The organism is Pontibacter beigongshangensis (assembly GCF_014332515.1).
Taxonomy (GTDB): domain Bacteria; phylum Bacteroidota; class Bacteroidia; order Cytophagales; family Hymenobacteraceae; genus Pontibacter; species Pontibacter beigongshangensis.
On record NZ_VFSD01000025.1, the window covers coordinates 43,520 to 65,338 of the forward strand.

General features: G+C 52.3%; 17 protein-coding genes and 1 pseudogene. 13 read left to right on the forward strand and 5 right to left on the reverse strand.

The genetic code is table 11. From position 1 onward, the window contains the following. Positions 1–176 precede the first annotated feature (176 nt). The 8 genes from FJM74_RS22455 (at position 177) to FJM74_RS18380 (ending at position 6,656) form a co-directional block, all read left to right on the forward strand. Positions 177–623, forward strand: a complete 447-nt coding sequence (locus FJM74_RS22455; protein WP_241739239.1) for a CgeB family protein — start codon at positions 177–179, stop codon at positions 621–623. Continuing rightward, a complete protein-coding gene (locus FJM74_RS22460) occupies positions 602–1,303 on the forward strand; it encodes a CgeB family protein (protein WP_317175585.1) in 702 nt (233 codons plus the stop codon). The genes FJM74_RS22455 and FJM74_RS22460 overlap by 22 nt, the downstream gene beginning before the upstream one ends. Continuing rightward, positions 1,300–2,406 (forward strand): CgeB family protein, encoded by a 1,107-nt coding sequence (locus tag FJM74_RS18355; RefSeq protein ID WP_187264098.1) that lies wholly within the window; start codon positions 1,300–1,302, stop codon positions 2,404–2,406. Before FJM74_RS22460 ends, FJM74_RS18355 begins: the two co-directional genes overlap by 4 nt. A gap of 402 nt (positions 2,407–2,808) precedes the next feature. Beyond that, complete coding sequence (locus tag FJM74_RS18360) at positions 2,809–3,885, forward strand: CgeB family protein (protein WP_187264099.1); 1,077 nt, start codon at positions 2,809–2,811, stop codon at positions 3,883–3,885. A 49-nt stretch (positions 3,886–3,934) separates the two neighbouring features. Beyond that, positions 3,935–4,309: a hypothetical protein gene (locus tag FJM74_RS18365; protein ID WP_187264100.1), complete on the forward strand. Its 375-nt coding sequence runs from the start codon at positions 3,935–3,937 to the stop codon at positions 4,307–4,309. A 135-nt stretch (positions 4,310–4,444) separates the two neighbouring features. Next, positions 4,445–5,152, forward strand: a complete 708-nt coding sequence (locus tag FJM74_RS18370) for a DUF1698 domain-containing protein (RefSeq protein WP_241739240.1) — start codon at positions 4,445–4,447, stop codon at positions 5,150–5,152. 250 nt (positions 5,153–5,402) lie between these two features. After that, entirely contained in the window at positions 5,403–5,963 is a 561-nt protein-coding gene (locus FJM74_RS18375; RefSeq protein ID WP_187264101.1) for an NUDIX hydrolase, read from the forward strand. 219 nt (positions 5,964–6,182) lie between these two features. Further along, positions 6,183–6,656 (forward strand): MarR family winged helix-turn-helix transcriptional regulator, encoded by a 474-nt coding sequence (locus FJM74_RS18380; RefSeq protein ID WP_317175586.1) that lies wholly within the window; start codon positions 6,183–6,185, stop codon positions 6,654–6,656. A gap of 205 nt (positions 6,657–6,861) precedes the next feature. On the opposite strand, the gene FJM74_RS18385 is transcribed toward FJM74_RS18380, so the two are convergent. Continuing rightward, positions 6,862–7,836, reverse strand: a complete 975-nt coding sequence (locus FJM74_RS18385) for an SUMF1/EgtB/PvdO family nonheme iron enzyme (protein ID WP_187264102.1) — start codon at positions 7,834–7,836, stop codon at positions 6,862–6,864. Positions 7,837–8,055: 219 nt separating this feature from the next. Between FJM74_RS18385 and FJM74_RS18390 the strand changes: the two genes are divergently transcribed. The 4 genes and pseudogenes from FJM74_RS18390 to FJM74_RS22470 all read left to right on the forward strand — a co-directional run bounded on the left by FJM74_RS18390 (position 8,056) and on the right by FJM74_RS22470 (position 10,767). Next, complete coding sequence (locus tag FJM74_RS18390; protein ID WP_187264103.1) at positions 8,056–8,853, forward strand: tellurite resistance TerB family protein; 798 nt, start codon at positions 8,056–8,058, stop codon at positions 8,851–8,853. 272 nt (positions 8,854–9,125) lie between these two features. Then, the gene (locus FJM74_RS18395; protein ID WP_187264104.1) at positions 9,126–9,980 is read left to right on the forward strand and encodes an aminotransferase class IV; all 855 of its coding nucleotides are present in this window, start codon (positions 9,126–9,128) and stop codon (positions 9,978–9,980) included. 136 nt (positions 9,981–10,116) lie between these two features. Then, positions 10,117–10,248 (forward strand): annotated as a pseudogene (locus FJM74_RS22600) (Mut7-C RNAse domain-containing protein); the annotation flags it as partial. Continuing rightward, positions 10,234–10,767, forward strand: coding sequence for a Mut7-C RNAse domain-containing protein (locus FJM74_RS22470; RefSeq protein ID WP_317175587.1), 534 nt, complete (start codon positions 10,234–10,236; stop codon positions 10,765–10,767). The pseudogene FJM74_RS22600 and the gene FJM74_RS22470, both read left to right, overlap by 15 nt. Before the next feature lie 319 nt (positions 10,768–11,086). On the opposite strand, the gene malQ is transcribed toward FJM74_RS22470, so the two are convergent. From malQ to treZ, 4 genes are read right to left on the reverse strand one after another with little or no spacing between them, the layout of a single operon-like run. Further along, entirely contained in the window at positions 11,087–12,598 is a 1,512-nt protein-coding gene (gene malQ / locus FJM74_RS18405; protein WP_187264105.1) for a 4-alpha-glucanotransferase, read from the reverse strand. Next, positions 12,595–15,321: a malto-oligosyltrehalose synthase gene (gene treY / locus FJM74_RS18410; protein WP_187264106.1), complete on the reverse strand. Its 2,727-nt coding sequence runs from the start codon at positions 15,319–15,321 to the stop codon at positions 12,595–12,597. The genes malQ and treY overlap by 4 nt, the downstream gene beginning before the upstream one ends. A gap of 6 nt (positions 15,322–15,327) precedes the next feature. Further along, positions 15,328–17,754 (reverse strand): DUF3536 domain-containing protein, encoded by a 2,427-nt coding sequence (locus FJM74_RS18415; RefSeq protein WP_187264107.1) that lies wholly within the window; start codon positions 17,752–17,754, stop codon positions 15,328–15,330. Between the two features lie 2 nt (positions 17,755–17,756). Beyond that, positions 17,757–19,601 (reverse strand): malto-oligosyltrehalose trehalohydrolase, encoded by a 1,845-nt coding sequence (gene treZ / locus FJM74_RS18420; protein ID WP_187264108.1) that lies wholly within the window; start codon positions 19,599–19,601, stop codon positions 17,757–17,759. Positions 19,602–19,813: 212 nt separating this feature from the next. Here treZ and FJM74_RS18425 point away from each other — a divergent pair, with 212 nt between their 5' ends. Further along, entirely contained in the window at positions 19,814–21,817 is a 2,004-nt protein-coding gene (locus FJM74_RS18425; RefSeq protein WP_187264109.1) for an alpha-1,4-glucan--maltose-1-phosphate maltosyltransferase, read from the forward strand. The last annotated feature ends 2 nt before the right edge of the window (positions 21,818–21,819 follow it).

Here is a 21,819-nt window from a genome sequence, read left to right on the forward strand (position 1 = left end):
ATGAAATTGGCCTTCCGAAGAACTTTTTCTGCTGATGCTGCTGATTGGTTCCCAAAACACGCACAGGTCTGGAAGACGCTGTGAGGTTTGAGGAGGAGGAGCACAGCGACAACCAGCATCTGGAAGGCCAAAATCATTGAAATAATTCACTTAATCACTCAATCAAAATTAAATAAATGAACATCGTCCTTTTCTACCACTCCATCCTCTCCGACTGGAACCACGGCAACGCGCATTTCCTGCGGGGGGTGGTGCGGGAGCTGCAGGAGCGGGGGCACCGGGTGCAGGTGTATGAACCTCAGAACGGCTGGAGCCTGCAGAATCTTATTGAAGGGTATGGCCAGGAGAAGCTGGAGGAACTACAGGAATACTACCCCGGCATCAGTACCAACTTCTACACCCTGGATAGTTTGGACCTGGATGAAGTGCTGCAGGAAGCCGATCTGGTGCTGGTGCATGAGTGGAGCGAACACGAGCTGGTGAGACGGGTTGGGGAGCACCGGGTAAAAAGCAATTACAAACTGCTCTTTCACGACACACACCACCGTGCGGTGACAGAGCGCGAAAGCATGGCCCGTACGACCTTACCCACTACGACGGCGTGCTGGCCTTTGGTCAGGTAATACGCGACCTGTACCTGCAGGAAGGCTGGACCTCCCGCGCCTGGACCTGGCACGAAGCCGCAGACACCAGCGTGTTCTACCCGCACAAGCAAACCCAAGATGAGGGAGACCTGGTCTGGATTGGCAACTGGGGCGATGAGGAGCGTACGGCCGAGCTGCACGAGTTCCTGATAAACCCGGTAAAGGAGCTGGGGCTGAAAGCGAAGATATACGGCGTGCGTTACCCCGATCATGCCCGCAAAGCATTGGCCGATGCGGGTATCGAGTATGGTGGCTGGTTGCCCAACTACAAAGCAGCCGAAGAATTTGCCAAACACAAAGTAACGGTGCACGTGCCGCGAAGACCTTATGTGGAGACGCTGCCGGGCATCCCGACCATCCGCCCGTTCGAGGCCATGGCTTGTGGCATTCCGCTTATTTCTTCGCCCTGGGATGATGCTGAGAACTTATTCACTCCCGGAAAAGATTTCCTGGTGGCCCGAACCGGCGAGGAGATGAAGCAGCACCTGCAGACCATTCTGAATAATAAAGCCACAGCAGAAGCAATAGCCAGCCATGGTCTGCAAACTATTCAAAGTCGCCATACCTGTGCCCACCGTGTAAACGAGCTGGAGCAGGTGTGCCTGGAGCTGGGAATAGCAGCCTCCAAAGTAACTCCAACGCAAACTGCCACTGCATGAAAACCAAAAAACTTGACATAGCCTTCTTCGGCTCCAGCCTCGTATCGGCCTACTGGAATGGTGCTGCTACTTATTACCGTGGCATTGTGCGGGCGCTGCACGATCGGGGCCACCACGTTACCTTCTACGAACCCGATGCTTACGACCGCCAGCAGAACCGCGACATGCCCGACCCCGACTGGGCGACAGTGGTAGTATATAAGGCTACGGCAGAAGCCGCCTCCCGCTGTCTGGAAGCAGCAGCCAAAGCCGACATCATTGTTAAAGCCAGCGGAGTGGGTGTGTTCGATGAGTTGCTGGAGCGGGAGGTGCTGCGTTTTCAGAATGAAAAGACACTTGTGCTTTTCTGGGATGTGGACGCCCCTGCTACCTTAGACCGTGTGCACAACAACTCCCAAGACCCCTTCCGGCAGCTCATTCCGCAGTACGACATGGTACTGACCTACGGTGGCGGCCAACCAGTGATAGAAGCGTACGAAGCATTAGGCGCTAAAAAGTGCGTGCCAATCTACAATGCCCTGGACACAGCCACTCACCACCCGGTCGTTTCCGAAGAGCGTTTTGCCTGCGACCTGGCTTTCCTGGGCAACCGCCTGCCTGACCGTGAGGCACGTGTAGAAGAGTTCTTTCTGAACCCTGCTGCCGCCACGCCCGGCAAAACCTTTATGCTTGGCGGCAGTGGATGGGGCGACAAACCCATGAGCCCGAATGTAAAGTACATGGGCCACGTCTACACCAAAGATCACAACGCCTTTAACTGCACTCCCAAGGCTGTGCTCAACATCAGCCGCGAGAGCATGGCCCGCTACGGTTTCTCGCCGGCCACGCGCGTGTTCGAGGCAGCCGGAGCCGGAGCCTGCATTATTACCGACTACTGGGAAGGCATCGACTTTTTCTTTGAACCGGAGAAGGAGATTCTGGTGGCGAAAAGTGGCACCGAAGTAGACGCTATCATGGCCGATCTTACAGCCGAAAAGGCAATGGCCGTTGGCAAGGCTGCCTACCGCAAAGTGCTCTCTGCCCATACCTACAACCACCGCGCAGAGCAGCTGGAGCAGCTGCTGTATACCAAGATAAGGCAACAGGTTAAGGTGCTAGTGTAGGGTTATCAGAATCAGGATTTACAGGATGATAGGATGAACAGGATTGTCTGCATCAGGAATATAATTCTGTCAGAACCCGAAAAGCCAGCATGAGAGAATGTGCAGCATACGTTTTCTTCTTTTGTCATTCTGGAATAATCTTGTGATAAAGCAGCGAAAGCAGCAGCTACTGGTGAAAGACCTCATCCTGTTCATCCTACCATCCTGTAAATCTTGATTCAGACAAATTCGGCAGGAGAAATTAGTCTTCCTGGACCAGAAGAACCCGGATTCTCCTAACATCTAAATGACAAAAGGCGGAAACAACAAAAAAGCAAAGGCTGTTGGCACAGACACTCACCGGTCTGAAAGACGCCGTGAAGTTTTCTAACAATCAACAATTAGCAATTCAGCAATTAAAAAATGAACATCGTTATACTAGGTTTATCCATAACCTCCAGCTGGGGAAACGGCCATGCCACCACCTTCAGGGGGCTGGTGCGGGAGCTGAACAACAAGGGGCATCGGGTGCTTTTTCTGGAGCGGGATGTGCCCTGGTACGCCAACAGCCGCGACCTCCCAAACCCCGATTTCTGCCAGACAGTACTGTACACTTCCTTAGATGACCTGAAGCAGCGCTTTACAGAGCAGGTGCGCGAAGCCGACTTGGTGATGGTGGGCTCGTTTGTGCCTGAAGGGGTGCCGGTAGGAACGTGGGTGGTACAGACGGCGCAGGGCATCAAAGCCTTTTACGACATCGACACGCCGGTGACGCTGGCAAAGCTGGAGCGGCAGGATTTTGAGTACCTGCATCCGCGCCTCATCCCGCAGTATGACCTGTACCTGTCCTTTACCGGTGGCCCTACCCTGGACCTGCTGGAGCAGCATTATGGCTCACCCATGGCAAGAGCGCTTTACTGCTCCTTCGACCCCATGCTGTACTATCCGGAGGACCAGGAGGTGCAATGGGATTTAGGCTACCTCGGCACCTACTCCGACGACCGTCAGCCCCCGCTCGAAAAGCTGATGCTGGAAGCTGCACGGCAATGGCCAGAGGGGCGGTTTGTAGTGGCTGGTCCGCAATATCCCAATACGGTGCAGTGGCCTGCCAACACGCAGCACATTCATCACCTGCCACCAGCAGCGCATCGCAGTTTCTACAACAGCCAGCGCTTTACGCAAAACATCACGCGCGCCGATATGATAAAAGCCGGCTACTCGCCCAGCGTGCGCCTTTTCGAGGCAGCAGCCTGTGGCACCCCCATCATTTCAGACTATTGGGAGGGGCTGGATACGCTTTTCACCTTTGGGCAGGAAATACTGGTAGCCTATTCTGCCGCCGATACGTTAAAGTTCTTACAGGAGCTGCAGGAGGAGGAGCGGAAGGCCATAGGGGAACGGGCCAGGCAGAAGGTGCTCACGCAGCACACCGCCGCCCACCGGGCACAGGAACTGGAGAACTATGCCCGGGAACTGATGACGCTGACAGTTAAAGGATAATCAAAATAATGGTGCTTCTTGATTCACTGGGTATTGACTATATAACTTTATGAACCTTGCCGTCGCCATCAGTACCATCAGCGGATTTTTTCTGCTTGTCGGATGTCTAGCTTCGTGCGCCGTCATGCAAGGCCCTGCCTTTAGCGGTGTTACTATTCATTATGTAGGAGAAAAGCTGGCGGCAACAGATACTGTAGCAGTTTTTTATGATGAGAAGGATGTGGTGTGGCCGCATAAGGTCATAGGCAGAATGACAAATGATATTGTGTTGCAGTACGAACCTGAAAACGTAAAACGCATGATGCAGGAAAAGGCCAAAGAGGTGGGAGGAGACGCCATTATCATTACTGACCTGGCACCGTACCGGACCCCAAACGAATTAGATAAAATCGTGTTAAAAGCAATTGTTATAAAGCATTTATAAAGAAGTTATTACATGGAGATACAGCAGGAGATTGAACAACTGGGGCCCTGGTTCCATAACATACACCTGCCAGGTGGCGAGCAGACGGCCCCCAACCACTATTTAGCAGATTTCCCAGCTTTTAAGTAGCGGCAGTTGGAACACGCAATTCCAACAGACTTATCTGGCTGGCATGTATTGGATATTGGCTGCAACGCCGGCTTTTATTCCATAGAGCTGGCAAAGCGCGGCGCACAGGTGCTCGCTATAGACGTAGACCCGCACTACCTGAAGCAGGCAGCCTGGGTGGCCCAACAGTTCGGGATGGAGGACAGGCTGGAACTGAAACAGATGCAGGTGTACGACCTGGCCCGCCTCGACCGCCAGTTCGACCTGATCTGGTACATGGGCGTGCTCTACCACCTGCGCTACCCGCTGCTCTCGCTCGACATACTGGCGCAGAAGGCCAGCCACCTGATGGTGTTCCAGACGCTGACCATGCCCGGCAACGAAACCGGGGATGTGCCGGAAGATTTCGGGGTTAACGACCGGCAGCCAACGCTGGAGGCGCACTGGCCCAAGATGGCTTTTATCGAAAAGAAAATGGCCGGCGACTTAACCAACTGGTGGGCTCCTAACCACACCGGCGTAGAAGCCATGCTGCGCACCTGCGGGTTTAAGGTAATAGAGCGGCCGGGGCACGAGCTGTACATTTGCCAGGTAGACGAACAGCTCCGACAGCACCAGCACTGGAACCAGTCGGAGTACTTATCGGCGGTGGGGCTGGCCTGGCAGGATACTGTGCAGGATAAAATCGCACAAAAAAACGCCTACATGGTATCGGGCTCCGGTAGTAAAAAGTAACAGCAGGGACGTTGCGCCCGGGCGAAAAGAATTGTGCACTAGCGCTGGCCTGGTTCTTTACATCGGTTTAGGCCGGTCAACTAATCCGAGATTTTTGTGAGCACGCTTAGTATCTTTGCAGCCACTCCAGCTTTGGCAAAGCCGGCGTGGCTTTTTTATGTATAATTGCCTGCTTTAAAGCAACAGGAAAACCAAAAAAGTAGAATAGCTCCTTCACTCATTCAACAATTCACGCATTCAAAATTAAAACATGCCTCCTAAAATAGAACCCTGGAAAACACTTAAATCTGAAATGGTTTTTGAGCACAGATGGTACAAGTTGCGCCGCGACCATGTAGAGCTGCCTAACGGGCACGAACTCGACGATTATTTTGTAAGCGTACGGCCCGATGTGGTGGTAACTTTTCCGCTTACCCCCGACAACCAGGTTATTTTTGTGCGACAGTACAAGCACGCCGCCGGCGAGATTCTGATAGAACTGCCAGCCGGTGTGATAGACGAAGGCGAGGATGTACCCATGGAAGCCGCCAAACGGGAGCTCCTGGAAGAAACCGGCTACGCCTCAGAGGAGGCAGAACTCCTGCTGGAAGTAATCGACAATCCGACCAAAGACACGAATAAGATTTACTATTTCCTGCTCCGCAATGTAAAAAAGGTAGCAGCCCAAAGCCTCGACGTGTCGGAAAATATTGAAGTACTGACTATTCCGCTGCAGGAAGTGGAGGCACGCATCCTGTCAGGCGACATAAAGGTGTCGGGAACGGTGGCGCTTTGCCTGCTGGCGCTGCACAAGCTGGAAGCAGAGAAGTAATTATTTGAATGAAAAAGCACCTCCCCGGCATTTTCTTCTTCTTTTCTTGAAACAGGCTATTTCTTCTGAAAAAATGCGGTTTCAGCAGCAGGGTGCCCATCTTTAACAAACGTTGATTAAAACCGTACTAAAATCTTCAGGCAGGACAATAGTTCTTTAATGGAGAGGCAGCCAGAGTCCGGTTGTTCCTGAAGACAGATTTTTAACTTCTCATTACCTGTGCCTGGGACCGATATGAAGCTGGAAAATGAAATAGGTATGGCAACGTTCAGGAGTCCTTTTCAGAAGGCCTACTTGAATATCCTCTATACGGGTAATTGGCTGGAGGCGCGGGTAGAAAGCCTGATAAAGCCATTTGGCATTTCGCCGGAGCAGTACAATGTGCTGCGCATATTGCGGGGGCAACATGGCAAGCCCATCAACCTGTATGAGGTGCAGGAACGGATGTTGAGCCGTATGTCGAACGCTACGCGGCTGGTGGAGAAACTGCGGCTGAAAGCGCTCGTTACCCGGGAAATATGCGAGCAAAATCGCCGCAAGGTCGAGATTGCCATCACACCCAAAGGCCTCGACTTGCTGAACGAGCTCGACCCTCTGGTGGAGGAGCAGGAAAAAACGCTCTTTAAGCACATAGATGCCGCCGAGGTAGAGGCGCTCAGCAATGTGCTGGACAGGTTAAGGGGGGTGGAATAATTGTTCTGAGGTATTTGTGCGGTGATTCCTGTTATCCTTTCAGCTGTTTGCCAGTAGCTCGCTGCCGCAAAATACTTTAAAAACAAACCTGCCTAAATAAATTATTCCAATAAAAAGCAGCCTTCCTGGGCATCTGCTGCTTTAGCAAATCCTACACAAATTGCCTGAATAACGGTTGTGTTTCCTTTCAAGATCAGAAATAAAACTACCAATCGCGGCGCTCTGGTTTAGCGGGCGTTCTGGCGGTTTCCTGGTCCACAGGTTCTAAGGTAACCTCACAAACCGACCTGAAACCGAGCCATATCCGGGGCTCCTCGTATTTCTGTACGTTTTTTATCTGCGCGTACTGCATCAGGTGCGCCCAGCTGCCCCCTTTGGCTATCCCCTTCTCTGCTGTCATTTCTGCTACGTTGCCAATAAGGTCATAAATCCTGAAATTGTTGGGTTTGTTGACAGAGATGGGCCTGTGGTTGTCAAAAAAGATGGGCGTGTGGTGTGGCTGGAAATAGCCGAACCGGAACCCATTCCCAAAAGTGCTGATGCAGTTAAAATCGGGAACAGGGTTGTAGCGGAGGTGATACTTGAGCTGCTTTCGTAGTTCGGGCCGGTCGTGCCCCATGCTGTCGATGATCTGGTGGTTGGGGTTGATGGTGGTAAAGATGGCCCTCTGCTTAATGCCGTACGGGTGGCTGGCCGGGTCCAGTCCGCCGGCCGCTGCCCGCTCCCATTCCTCAATGGTGGGCAGGCGCCACCGAAAGGAGACTTTGTAGCGTTCCTTCGGGTTTTTCTGGGTCAGGGATCTGTTTTTGTACTGATTGTAATTTTCTGTAGAAACTGTCGATCGCCATTTATTAAATGCCAACGCCTGCTCATAGCTGATGCCCACCACCGGATAGAACCTGAAGCGGATGTAGCGCAGGTAAGTTTTTTTCATGTTGCCGGTTCTGTCTACACTATCCCAGAGGCTCGTGTCTGGCAGGGCCCGCAGGTAAGCTTCCAGAGAGGAGTCGCGCTTGAGGGCATGCAGGTAGCCGTTCCAGTGCATGTTCGTGATCTCAGCCCTGTCTATAAATAAATTCTTCTCCAGATGCACGCCACCCGGCGGAGTCGGCAGCTCCTGCTTTTGTTCACCGGCTATGGTGGCCAGGAGCAGCATAATATATAGAAGCGAGTGTACCATGCAGCAGGCATATTTTAAAACTGAAGTTTCTGACTATAAAGGCGATAGAATAGTCTAAGTTAAAAAAATAAAAGAACAATTGTATTGGCTGGCGCATTAAACCAGTAAATCGGAAACAGGAGGAGGTCGTTGGAGGCGTGCTGTGGCGGCAAAAGGGGAAAACTGTGCTAACCTGCTGCGGCTATAGAACGTTAGTAGGAGCAGACTTATGTAAATGACATGGCACAGGAACAAACTATATTGCTGAAAGATTACTCTCAGGAAGAGAAAGCTGCTTATTTTGGCGCGCTTGCCACCATGGCATCTGCCGACGGACATGCCTCGGAGGAGGAGCTGGAATTTTTGCAGATGATGGGAGAAGCCGCCGAGTTGCCTGCAAACGTGCAGCAGGAGGTGGCGCAGATCGCTAAAAACCCCACCATCATAGATCTGAAACAATGCCTCGACGTGCTGAAGGGTAGCCAACTGCGCTTTTCTTTTGTAACCGATATCATAAGCTTTGCCAAATCAGATGGCAAATACTCGGCTGATGAGCAGAAACGGATAGCGCAAATTTCGGAGTACCTGGGCATAGACCAGAAACAGTTTAGTGTGCTCGATCAGTTCGTAAACAAGGCCGATGAGGCCAAGGAGCGGGGAGAAGACCCTACCTCACAATCTTTTCTGAACAAGAGCGGCTTTGGCGACATGTTCAAGAATGCCGGCATCTCGCCAGGCATGGTGCAGGGCATGCTGGGTATACTGGCCCCAATGGTTATTGGCAGCATGCTGAGCGGCGGCCGCAGACGCGGAGGCTCGATAGGGGGAGGCCTGTTAGGTGGGCTGCTTGGTGGCGGCATGATGGGCGGCGGCATGAGGCGTGGTGGTATGGCTGGTGGTGGACTGGGGTCTATCCTGTCGGTACTGGGCGGCTTAAACGGCAGGCGCGGTTACGGTGGCATGGGCAGTGGCGGCCTGGGCGGACTGCTCGGTGGCATTCTGGGCGGTGGCCGCAGAGGAGGCGGCACAGGTTGGTAGGTGATTTGGCTAGTTTCTGAAATCCGTGACCTGTTACTGTTTGCAACCTGCAAAACAAGCTGACAGCAGCGCCTCCGGAGGTACATTTTCATTTGAATAATTTGAGTGTATTCCCTATTTATGGGTATCTATAAAGCCATGCTTGTGCTCCGTCAAATTAAAAATTAGAAATTCAAAATTAGGCCCCCGTAGCCTCTTCGCATTTATTTTCTCTTTCTAAAAATCAAATTGGAGGAGCAATAAGTTATGCACTCAAATTCTTTTATCGTCATATGGCCGCAGCAGCAGAAAAACTTTACGCCTTTATTCACCAGCACTTTGTGCCCTTAGCAGAAGCAAGCCTGCATGTAAGCGACCTGGCCATACAACGCGGCTATGGTGTTTTCGACTATTGCTGGGTTCAAAACGGGCTTCCCCTGTTCCTGGACGATTACCTGGACCGCTTCTTCCGCTCTGCCGAACTGATGCTGCTGCCGGTGCCCCTCAGCCGGCCTGCGCTGCGCGAAAAAGTGCTGGAACTGATCCGGTTGAACAACCTGCCCCTCTCGGGTGTAAAACTGCTGCTCACCGGAGGCTACTCCGAAGATGGCTACGAACCAGGGGTTCCAAACTTAGCTTTGATAGAACAGCCCGTAGATTATCCGGAGCAGGAATATGTGGAGCGTGGCATCCGGATTATTACGCACGCCTACCAGCGGGAACTGCCAGCCGCCAAAACCATCAATTATAACATGGGCATCCGGCTATTGGCCAAGATCAGGGCAAAGGGGGCGCAGGACGTGCTCTACCACCAGGGCGGCGTGGTTACGGAGTTTCCGAGGTGCAACTTCTTTATCGTGAAACAAGACAACACCCTTGTTACGCCGGGCCAGGATGTGCTGGCGGGCATTACCCGCAAAAATGTGCTGGCGCTGGCTGCCAGTTCCTACGCTGCGGCGGAGGGAGTGGTGACCCTGGAGGATATTCAGCAGGCAAAAGAGGCTTTTCAGACCAGCACTACCAAGCGAATTGTGCCCATAGTTCAGATCGACGGCACCATGATAGGAGACGGCAAACCCGGGGCTGTTACCCTGGACCTGTTGCAGCAACTGGTCGCCCTCGAACAGCGGCATTTTTCCTCCCGGTAATTTATGGTACTTTTCTGAAAGAAGTAATTTCAGCCAGCTCATGCGCAAGTCAGCCGGTTTTTACTTTTACCACTCCCTCAACGATTTTTTGCCTGCCTCCGGAAAAGGGTAGCCGGTTGCCTACGGCTTTAGCGGAACGCCAGCTGTGAAAGACGCCATAGAGGCCATCGGAATTCCGCATCCGGAAGTAGATGTGATTCTGGTGCCTGAAGCCCCGGTGGGTTTCAGGCATCCCCTGCAGGCCGGCGATATAGTGAAGGTTTACCCTGCCAATACCAGCACCCAGTGGCCCGAAAACTACTCGCTCCAGGCTGGGTTGCCTGTTTCTGATAAATTTATTCTGGATGTGCATGTGGGCAGGCTGGCCAGGGCCTTGCGTTTGCTCGGGTTTGATAGCCGCTACCAGAACGATTATGCCGACACCTCCATCGCACAACTTGCGCTCAAGGAAAACCGGATAGTGCTCACTCGCGATATCGGCCTGTTAAAGCACAGGAGCATACACCGGGGCTACTGGCTGCGTTCACAGCACCTGCAGGAGCAACTGGCAGAGGTCATCGCCTACTTCCGGCTCGGGCCCAGGTTTGAAACATTTAGCCGGTGCCTGGCCTGCAAAGGGCAGATTGTGCCTGTGCCGAAAGCAGAAGTGGTGGACCAACTTCCTCCAAAAACCAGGCGCTATTTCAATGAGTTCTACAGGTGCCCCTCCTGCCGAAGAGTTTACTGGAAAGGTTCTCATTATGAACGCATGCAGGAGTTCCTGCAAAGGCTAGGGCAGCAGGAGTAGCAGCGCCTCCGGAGGTGCTTTTTGATTAGAATAATTCGGCCGTATATCTTAGTGCTACATAAAGGATTAAATGTCAGTAGTGGCGTCTACCCTAGCCAACCAAAAATGAGGTTTTCGAATGGAGGGTTAAAAAAAAGCCAGGAAAGCCGAACTTTGTGTTGACCAAACCTAAGAATTCGCAAGGCTTAAGTTCCGCCTTGCTATTGCATCCTCTAAATTTAAAATCAACTATTTAAACATTAAGCCTTTAAACAACCAGCAATTATTCTAATCAAAAAGGTCCTCCGGAGGTTTTTGACGCCGCTGCTGCTGAGAAGAGTTAGCGGTTGTAGAGCCACATCAGCTTTTGCAGCTTTTGTGCCTGGTGCCAGTCGAACAGGCCGGGCTTCAGGCGCCACTCCCAGTTATGGTCGGTGGTGGAGGGTTTGTTCATGGTTGCTTCGGCGCCGAGGCCCAGCACATCCTGAAGTGGCAGCACGGCCAGTTGTGCCACCGAACCGTAAGCCAGCCTGCCCATTACCTCATGCACGTTGTCGGCAGTGAGGTGGGTGTTGGTGTAGTGGCCCAGGCGGCTCTTGTCGTCGTAGCTGGCCTGGGTCTCGAACCAGCCCCGCATGGTGTAGTTGTCGTGGGTGCCGGTGTAAATGATGGAGTTCTTGATGTGGTTGTGCGGCGTGTAGGCATTGCGCGGCATATCGTCGCCAAAGGCAAAGATCAGCAGGCGCATGCCCGGCAGGTCGAACTGCTGCATCAGGTCCCGCACAGGCTCATCTATCTCTCCCAGATCCTCGGCTATAATCGGCATCTCCGGATGCTTGATTTTGACGATGGAAAGTATTTTTGCCCCTGGTGAACTTACCCATTTACCGTTGATAGCGGTTCTTTCTGAGGCAGGCACCTCCCAGTAGGCCGAGAAAGCCCTGAAGTGGTCGAGGCGCAGCAGGTCGAACAAACGCAGGTTGTGGCTGATGCGCCTCACCCACCAGTCGAAGTTCTGCTTTTCCAGCGCCTCCCAGTCAAAAACCGGCGTTCCCCAAAGTTGCCCCGTCTCACTGAAATAGTCGGGTGGCACCCCAGACGAAGCCACCGGCTGACCTGTGCCGTCAAGCTTAAAGTAATGTGGGTGCGACCAGATATCCGCACTGTCGTGGCTCACATAAAAGGGCATGTCTCCGATCAGGTAAATCTGCTGTTTGTTGCAATACTTTTTCAGGTTTTCCCATTGCCTATAAAACAGGAACTGCAGAAACTGCTCCCGCTCTATCTCCATGGCTAACTCGTGTGCCAGCTCCAGCATGGGTCTTTCCTGCCGGTACTTGATCTCATCGGCCCAGTCGACCCAGCTTTTGTGCTCAAAGTGATTCTTAAAGGCCACATACTGCCCATAGTCTTCAATCCATTCGCTATGTTCCCGGATAAATGCCGCAAACTGGGTCCTGAGCTCAGTGGAAGGTTGCGTTCTGAAGTTCTCATAAGCCTGTAGGCAGATACGGTGTTTTAACCGCGTGACCTCTTCGTACATCACCTTATCGTCGCGAAACGAGAAGTCTGTGTGCTCCAGGTCGTGGTGGTGTAGCAGGCCGTCTTCCAGGAGCAGCTGCGGGCTGAGCAGCAGCGGGTTGCCTGCAAAGGCGGAGTGGCTGCTGTAGGGCGAGTTGCCGGAGCCCGTCTCGGTTGGGTTCAGTGGCAGAATTTGCCAGTAGCGCTGCCCAGCCTCGGCCAGTAAATCTGCAAATTTGTAAGCCTCCGGTCCCAGGTCGCCGATACCATAGGGCGAGGGGAGGGAGGTAATATGAAGCAGAATGCCGCTGCTGCGTTTTTTTATGATCATGATGCTGTTGCTGTTAAAAGTGCCACCGGAAATTTATCTAATAGGACGGCTACAGGTATTTCCTGCTGCAAGGTCAGGTGCTCCTGGCTAAAAATCTGCTGCCACTCAAGGGGGGCATCGGGCGGTAACACTAAGGTGGTATCCTCCCACACCTGCCCCAGTGGCAGTTGCTCCTTCGTGATAACCGGTACCAGCAGGCGAGGCACCACCACGATGCACCACTGGCCTTCGTGCCTGCGTGCGAAGGCCAGCACATGGGTTTTGTGTTTGCCGGTTACGTTCAGGGGCTGGTAGTCGCCAAAACTGAAGAGGTCGTGCAGGTCGCGGCGCACATTCAGGGCTTTGTAGAGCAGGTAGAGCTTCACGCGGGCATTGGCGGGGTTTGCCAGCAGGTCTGCCAGCAGGCCGTCGCTGTTCTGCTGCTCCTGCGCTTTCATTTCCTGCAGGTACTGCTGTCGCTGCTCATAATCTACCGGGCGTCGGTTATCAGGGTCCACCAGACTAAAGTCCCACAGTTCGCAGCCCTGGTAAATATCCGGTACGCCGGGGCAGGTTATTTTTAGGAGTGTCTGGCATAGCGAATAGATCCAGCCGTAGTGCGCCAGCTTCAGGAAGAACGGACGGAAAGCCTGCATAAAGTTTTCGTCTTTCAGCAGCAGGTGCTCCACCAGCTCCTTCACCGCCTCTTCGTACTCCTCGTTCGGCTCCGACCAGTTGGTGTTCACCTTGGCCTCTCTGAAGGCCTTGATCAGGTACTCCTGCACCCGCTCCACCGTGCTCTCGTCCACGGCGCCGTCTACGGGCAGCACACCCAGCAGGGTCTGGAGCAGAAAGTAAATATCGTTGCGCTTCGGATAGCCTTTTTTAATGTGTTGCTGGATCATCTCCAGCCATACCTGCACCTGCCCCTCCCATTCGTCTGGCAATTCGCTTAATACATTCAGGCGCATGCGTGCCCCTTCGCCTCGTTTGGTATCGTGGGTGGCGGTGGCATTGAGAGAGTGCGGGTAGCTTTTGAGCTTGTACTTCATGAGCTTGTGAAACTCGTTGGGCCTGATGTTGAACACATCCGGGCTATTGCCTACTTCATTCAGCGAGATAATGCGGTTGTAGTTGTAGAAGGTGGTGTCTTCTACTCCTTTGGCGGCCAGCGGCCCCGTGTACTGCTGGCTGCGCATCACAAAATAGAGTTTATGCTTCAGTACGTCTTCTGGCTCCTGCTCATCGGGCTGGAACAGGGTACGCAGGTGGCGCAGCTGTGGCTCGGTATCGGGAGCACGGTGCAGTGCCTCTGCAAAGGCCTTGTCTATCACCTCTATTGCCAGCTCTGATAAAGGAAAGGCGCGGGCGTAGATACGATATACAGGAAAAGAAGCTAGCAACACCCCAAGCGCGTTTCGCCATTGAGCCTCCTCAAAATCACTGGTAAGCAGTTGGTGCTGCTGCAGGTAGCGCAGCAGGTTTTCGAGTTCGCCGGGCATTTGGTTTTTCAGGATGAACATCTTCTTCTCAAACACCAGCTTTTCGTAGTCGGTGGCGGCGCTCGGCACCAGGCGGCTGTAGAGCGAGGTCAGCTTTTTCTCTCCGGTAGGGTCGGTGAACAGGTTGCTGATCCAGGCCAGAAAGTCGTAGCCGCTGTTGCCCTGTATAGGCCAGTCTTCCGGCAGGTTCTCATGGCCTTCCAGTATTTTCTCCACTACCAGGTACACGTCGTCGCCTGCCAGTTCTCGGAGCCGCTCCAGGTAGGTGTCCGGGTCAAAGAGGCCGTCCACATGGTCTACCCGCAGCCCCTGCACCAGGTTCATGTCGTGGAGGCGCCTGATAAACTCGTGGTATTTATCGAACACCTCCTGCTGCTCCATGCGCAGGCAGATCAGGTCGTTTACCGTAAAAAAGCGGCGGTAGTTTATCCGCTGCTCCGTTGCCTGCCAGTGGCAGAGCGTGTAGAACTGTTGCTGCAGCAGCTCTTGAAATGCCTCTGGACTGTCGTTAATTATTCCAATGATTTTGTCCCTCGACAGCCTCAGTGGCTCGTGCTGCTCTATGGTCTGGTGCAGGTCCAACAGCACCTGTTGCCAGAGAGCCATGTCTATCTTGTCGGAGCTGCTAATCTGCTGCAGGTGCTCCAGTTTATGGTTCAGCCCCGCTGTTTCGGCGGCAGAGCCTGCTTCTGCTGCTATCTGTTGTAGCAGGGGCTCATAAACCGACAGGCTGGCCGGGTAGCAGGAGTCGAAGTAGTTTATGCCAAATCCACTCTCGCTGAACGACAGTTTCAACTGCTGCTCCTTCAGCACGCTTTCCAGGGTATCTCCCAGAAAGGGCACCATCAGCTTCCCGTCAAAATCAGGGTGTGCAAAGTCTACGTCGAAAAAGTTGATGTAGTAGGATTTCTGCCCTTTCTCCAGCACATCCATCAGCCACTTGTTTTCCGGGTGGTAGGCCATATGGTTCGGCACGATATCCTGTAGCCAGCCCATGCCACGTTTCTGCAGTTCCTTTGCTATGTCTTCAAATTCCTCCAAAGTACCAATCTTCGACCCTATTTGCTCTGCCTCTGCTACATCGTAGCCATGCTCACTCCCTGTTTTCGCCTTGAAAAAGGGGGCTGCATACAACGTGCTGATGCCGAGTTCGTGAAGGTAAGGGATAGTTGTGCGCACATCCTTCAGGGTGAAGGAGGGCGATACCTGTAGCCGGTAAGTGGCCGTAGGAATATAAACCATATATGTTTAGGCTTTTAAATTCAGACTGTGATACAACTTGTCAAATTTCCGGCACCATTCAGCAGCTCCTTCATCACCTTTGTTGCTCCAATGTTTATAGTCTTCATAAATCTCTTTCCGCATGATAAAAGCAATGTTCTGCGCGTGCCAGTACTCCGGCTCAACGGGCGAGTTGCGGAAAAGGTTAATCAGATTTATGATCAGGTCCATCAGATCAATATTGTCAGGGTACTGCCCCAATTGTTGCATCAGACCCTGCACGCGTTTGGCAAGGTCAAAGTTAAGGGGCGTCGCATTCAGCTTTACGTTCATGCGCTCCGCCTCATTAAGTAATTTCTTTACTTCCTGCGGGTTTATCTCGTCTTTGGCAATCTCGGTCTGCAGCCTGTTGTTCACAATATATTCTACGGTAGTGAGCAGTGGGCGGGGGAGAGGCATGCCTAAGCGGCGCATGGCCTGCATTAGCGGGTAATTGTTGTTATAAACGTTCAGGAAGTCGTTTTCGATGTTATCCATGGTCTGCTCCAGCACCTGGTCCAGGATCTTTTTCTGGTCGTCTTTAAAGAGGTGCCAGAAAGAGTAGTAATGAGACTCAAAATGTTTGTCCAGCAGCATGATCACTTCGCTCACATTGCCTCTGTTAAAGGCTGTGCTAAGCTCGTGGTGCATGGTCTGAAACGTTTCCTCGTCAACAAACTTCCTTACGCCACCAAACAGCTGATGATCGCCCATGTGCAGGACGGCAAAGGTAAACACATCTTCACTCCAGGTAATGTTCGAGTGGATTTTAGCCTGCCCGGTAGCCAGCTTAAGCCGGCCAGCTTCCAGCAGGTCATAGTTTTTCGAGGTGGCTCTGTAGCTGTAGAGGTTCAGGTTCTCAGGCTTGTCCGCAAAAAGTGAGGCTACTGCGTAGTGCGCCCCTACCCGCAGCAGGTTAATGATGGTTGGTTTTACATGCCTGTTGTATACATCGGCAGCATTTCCCTGCTCCGGAATGTTGCTTTTTGCCTTGCTTAAAAGTTCTAAAAAATGAATTCTGTAGTCCTGTCCGGTGATGCTGTAGGCCAGCTGTAAGGCTCTGGCGGCATAATAGATGTCCTGCACCGTTTCTATGCCTGTCACCTCATCAAAGAACCAGCCACAGCTCGTGTACATGAGCATGGTGTGGTACTGCATTTCCAGCAGCCGCAGAAACCTGGATTTTTCTTCTCTATTCAGTTCATACGTGGTGTGGGAGGAGATAAATTTGTTCACGTTTTCCTCAGACCGGTCCATGATCACCTGGATATAGTCGTTCCGGGTTTGCCAGGGGTCTGCCTTCAGCTTTTTCATCTCATTTTCGAAGACAGGTGCCAGCTGGTCGCGCAGCCAGTCGAAGGCATTGCGCAGCGGGCCCCGCCATTCCTGGTTCCAGTGGCCGTTGCCGCCGGTATTGCAGCCGCAGTTGCTTCTCCAGCGCTCCACACCGTGGGCACAGCTCCAGGAGGTGTCTTCCGTTATTTTGGCTTCGTACTCAGGTGGGTGCTTCTGCAGAAACTCTCCATATACCGTCAGGGTTACATCGTGCGCGTTCTCGATGTTGGTAATAGCATACGAAAGGGCCATTTCGCCAAAACGGTGATGGTGGCCATAGGTCTCGCCATCAGTGGCAATATGCATCATCTGTGGCTCTTTGCTCTGCGGGTCCAGGGTGCTTCGCAGCCGGTGCGCAAAGCGCTCGCCACTGTTTAGCAAGCCTTCAAAAGCAATACCCTGCGACACCGGGCCATCATAAAAGAACAGCGCAATGCTTCTGCCGGAGGGCAGGTTGCAGCGGTAGGCCCGGCGCGGATCTATTTTTGCGCCGATGGCATCATGCCATTCCTTCTCCCCGATTTTCCGGAACTTGTTGGCCTGGTACGGCGACAGAATTGTGAATTTAATGCCGTGCTCAGCCAGTACTTCCAGTGTCTCGGTATTGGCAGCTGTTTCGCCCAGCCACATGCCCTCTGGGTCGCGGCCGAAGCGCTGTTCAAAATCATGCTTGCCCCAGATAACCTGCGTGTGCTTATCGCGGGTGTTGGCCAGGGGCATAATCATGTGGTTGTATACCTGCGCCAGCGCGGAGCCGTGGCCGGAGAATCGTTCACAGCTTTCTTTGTCGGCATCCAGAATGGCCTGGTAAGTGTCGGGGTCCTTTTTTTGCATCCACTCCAGCAGGGTGGGGCCAAAGTTAAAGCTGATGCGGGAGTAGTTGTTCTTGATGTCGGCTATCGTGCCCCCCTCTCCTAAAATGCGGGAGGCAGAGTTGCGGGCATAGCATTCGTTGGAGATGCGCTCGTTCCAGTCGTGGAAGGGACTGGCAGACTCCTGAATTTCAACTTCGTTTAACCAAGGGTTCTCACGGGGCGGCTGGTAAAAGTGCCCGTGTATACAGATGTATTTATCGCTCATATTTATTGTTTCTTACTTTGTAAAGTAAGCAGAGATTCTGGCTGTAGCAAAAAAGAGTTGTTTTGATTTTCGGCGGCGCCAGTGTCAGCACCCGGTCCGCCCCACTTTTCTTCAGCTGAGTTCAGCAGCATATCCCAGCTTTTGCCTGCCTCCAGAGGCAATGTTACCCTTTGTGGCTGATCGCTGAAATTGAACAGGCAGTATACATACGGCATTTTACCGGTGTGGATCAGGTGCAGCACCTGGGTGGTATCGTCGTAACTGGCAGAAAGGTTTTGTTTTTCCAGGTTGGAGAAAGCCGGAGCGGTTTTCCTGATCCCGATCAGGTTCTTGTAAAATTCCCGCAACTTCCGTTGCTGCTCGTTTTGGGTATAGCTATGCTGCAGTTTCGACTTCTGAAAAGTTTCCAGTGCCTGCGGGTCCGGAGCTTCGCCTTTCCAGGCAAAGGCCGAGAATTCCTCCCGGCGGCCTTTGCGCACCAGCTCCACCAGTTGCTCGTCAGTATGGCTTACAAAGTACAGGAAAGGGTTTGTCTCACCATATTCTTCTCCCATAAATAACATAGGTGTATAAGGCGACAGCAGAATAAGCCCTGCTACGAGTTTTAATTTCTCAAAAGAGACCAGTTGTGTCAGGCGCTCGCCCAGCATCCGGTTGCCGACCTGGTCGTGGTTCTGGGCGCACACCACAAACTGCTTGGCCGGGTTAGCAGAAGCATCGGTGCCAACAGTTCTTTTGCGATGTTCTGAATAAAGGCCATTGTAAATAAAGCCACGTTCCAGTGCCTTTACCAGGTGCTCAGGCTTTCCGTAGTCTTCATAATATCCTTCCCGCTCCCCGGTTACGAGAGTATGCACGGCGTGGTGATAATCGTCCATCCATTGTGCCGCAAGCCCATAACCGCCTTTTGCAACCGGGTTTAGCAGGCGCACATTGTTCATGTCGCTTTCTGCAATCAGAAAGTACTCCCGGTTGTTTTGGTCGCCGAGTTGGTGTACATGCTCCTGCAGCTCCTGTAGAAAATGTTTTGGCCCCAGGTCGAGAATAGCGTGCACGGCATCCAGACGGAGCGCATCTATATGGAAGTCGCGAAGCCACATGAGGGCGTTCTGCAGAAAGTAATTCCGGACATGGTCGGAGTGAGCGTCATCAAAGTTCAGCGCGGCTCCCCAAGGGGTGTTGTATTTTTGGGTAAAGTAGGGGCCAAAGTCGTTCAGGTAATTTCCTTCGGGCCCCATATGGTTATATACTACGTCCAGAATTACTGCAATGCCTTCTTTATGGCAGGCGTTCACCAAACTTTTCAGTCCATCAGGTCCGCCATAAGAATTTTGGGCGGCAAAGGGGTACACCCCGTCATAACCCCAGTTACGGGTGCCGGGGAACTGGGCCACCGGCATAAGCTCTATGGCTGTTATGCCAAGTTCTTTAAGCTCGGGCAATTTTTTTTCTACTCCTTTAAATGTTCCTTCCTCCGAAAAAGTGCCTACGTGTAGTTCATAAATTATATATTTCTCTAACGGAAGTACTTTCCAATCCTGGTCTTTCCATTCAAAATTTTTATGATCTATTACTTCGGAGGCAGTATGTACAGTGTCTGGCTGCGAGTGCGAGGCAGGGTCGGGACGTTCCATCTTACCGTTGAGGCGATACACGTAAGTTGCTCCGGGGAGCACGTTTTCCAAAGCGCCTGTCCAGTATCCAAACGACTCTCTCTGAAGGAGTAAGGTGGCATGGTGAGGCGATTTCAGGATAACTTCTACCTGCTCTGCCTCAGGCGCCCAAACCGTGAAGGAGGTGCCTTTTCCTGCTGTATAGGCTGATCCAATTGTTCTTATAATTCCCATCGGTTATTATATAATTTGTCACAGCGTGTATAAACTTGCAAATTCGTTAATAAGTTTTCCATTATTAAATGAATTAAGTAGTTAAACATCTTAAACTTAGATGAACCCGTAATAAGTACTGATTTGATTTTTATTTCATTTGAATATTTGAATATTAGCTGAAACATAATTTATATTGTGAGGTAACTACAGTAAACTACTAAACACACTTAATGGAAGCACTGGAAGGTAAACAACGCGTCGTAATCGAAAATGTGAAGCCGCAGCTGAATTGCGGACAATATCCTGTGAAGCGGGTGGTAGGAGAGGAGCTAAGGGTAACTGCAGATATTTTTACTGATGGACATGATGAGGTAAAAGCCATTTTATGCTATAAAAACGCTAAAAAGAAAAGATGGGAGGAGGTGCCCATGCACTTCCTGGGCAACGACCATTGGGAAGCCCGGTTTACGCCAGACAGCATGGGCCGCTTTGAATATACACTGCTGGGCTGGATAGATCATTTTTATACCTGGCAGAAAGGGCTAAAAAAGAAATATGAGGCCAACCAGGACATAAAAGTAGAACTGCAGATTGGCGCACAGTTGCTGGAGGAAACAGCTGCTGCCGCCAAACCTGGCCAGAGTAAGCGCCTGAAAAAATGGGCGAAAGAGCTACAAACCTCCGGTTCTGATGCTGATGCCGTTGCGCTGGCAACAGGCACTGACATAACGGAGCTGATGAACGCGGCCTCCGAACGAAAGAATGCCACCACCTACGATAAGGTGCTGGAAGTGGATGTGGAGCGGAAAAAAGCCTTGTTCAGTACCTGGTATGAGTTTTTTCCGCGCTCTGCGGCACAGGAGGCCGGGGCACATGGCACTTTCAAAGATTGCGAACGCCTGTTGCCACGCATTGCTGAGATGGGCTTCGATACTATTTACCTCCCACCGATCCACCCGATTGGCAGAGAATTCCGGAAAGGTAAAAACAATGCTGTAACGGCACAGCCCGGTGAACCCGGCTCGCCCTGGGCTATCGGGGCTGCTGAAGGCGGCCACAAGAGTATTTTGCCGGAGTTGGGAACACTAGATGATTTCAGGAGTTTTGTGGCTGCTGCCCGTGACCATGGTATAGAAATAGCACTGGATTTCGCTATTCAGTGCGCCCCGGATCACCCCTATGTAAAAGAGCATCCGCAGTGGTTTAAGTGGCGGCCGGATGGTACCGTGCAATATGCGGAGAACCCACCCAAGAAATACCAGGACGTACTGCCCGTAAACTTCGAAACAGAAGATTGGCAGAACCTGTGGCTTGAGCTAAAAAGCATTCTGGATCACTGGATAGCGCAGGGAGTGTATATCTTCAGGGTGGACAATCCCCACACCAAAACATTTGGCTTCTGGGAGTGGTGCATTAAGGAAATCCGAAAGCAGCACCCGCAGATCATATTCCTGGCAGAGGCCTTTACCCGTCCCCGTGTAATGGAGCGGCTCGGCAAGATTGGCTTTACCCAGTCTTACACCTACTTTACCTGGCGCAACACCAGCCAGGAAATGAAGGAGTACCTGACGGAACTAACGCAAACCGAAATGCGCGACTATTACCGTCCGAACTTCTGGCCCAACACTCCTGATATTCTGCCAGTGTCGCTGGTAGATGGGGGCGAGGCCGGGCACATTGCCCGTGTGGTGATGGCGGCCACCCTGTCGTCTAACTACGGCCTGTACGGCCCGGTATATGAATTCGGCATAAACGTGCCCCACCCGGGCAAAGAAGAATATACTGAGTCAGAAAAGTACGAGATCAAGCACTGGGACTGGGGGCGCAAAACCAAGATAAGGGAGGTTATCACGCTCATCAACAAAATAAGGCAGGTAAACCCGGCCCTGCAAAGCACCTGGAATATCGAGTTTGCCAACACTGATAACCAACACCTGCTGGCCTATTCAAAGGTAGACGAAGCCTCGGGCAATAAACTGCTGATGGTAGTGAATATGGACCCGCACCATGTGCAGCCGGGCTGGGTACAGGTGCCCTTACAGCGGTTCGGCCTCTCTTCAGACCAGCAGTACATCATGCACGACCTGCTGACCGAATACAAATATACCTGGACCGGCGAGTGGAATTACGTGGAACTGCGGCCGCATGAGATGCCAGTGCACGTGTTCCGGCTGGAGGAAGCCAACGAAGGCATGGGCCACCAGGAATTAGACGACACCTTTCTCCCTCAATAAAC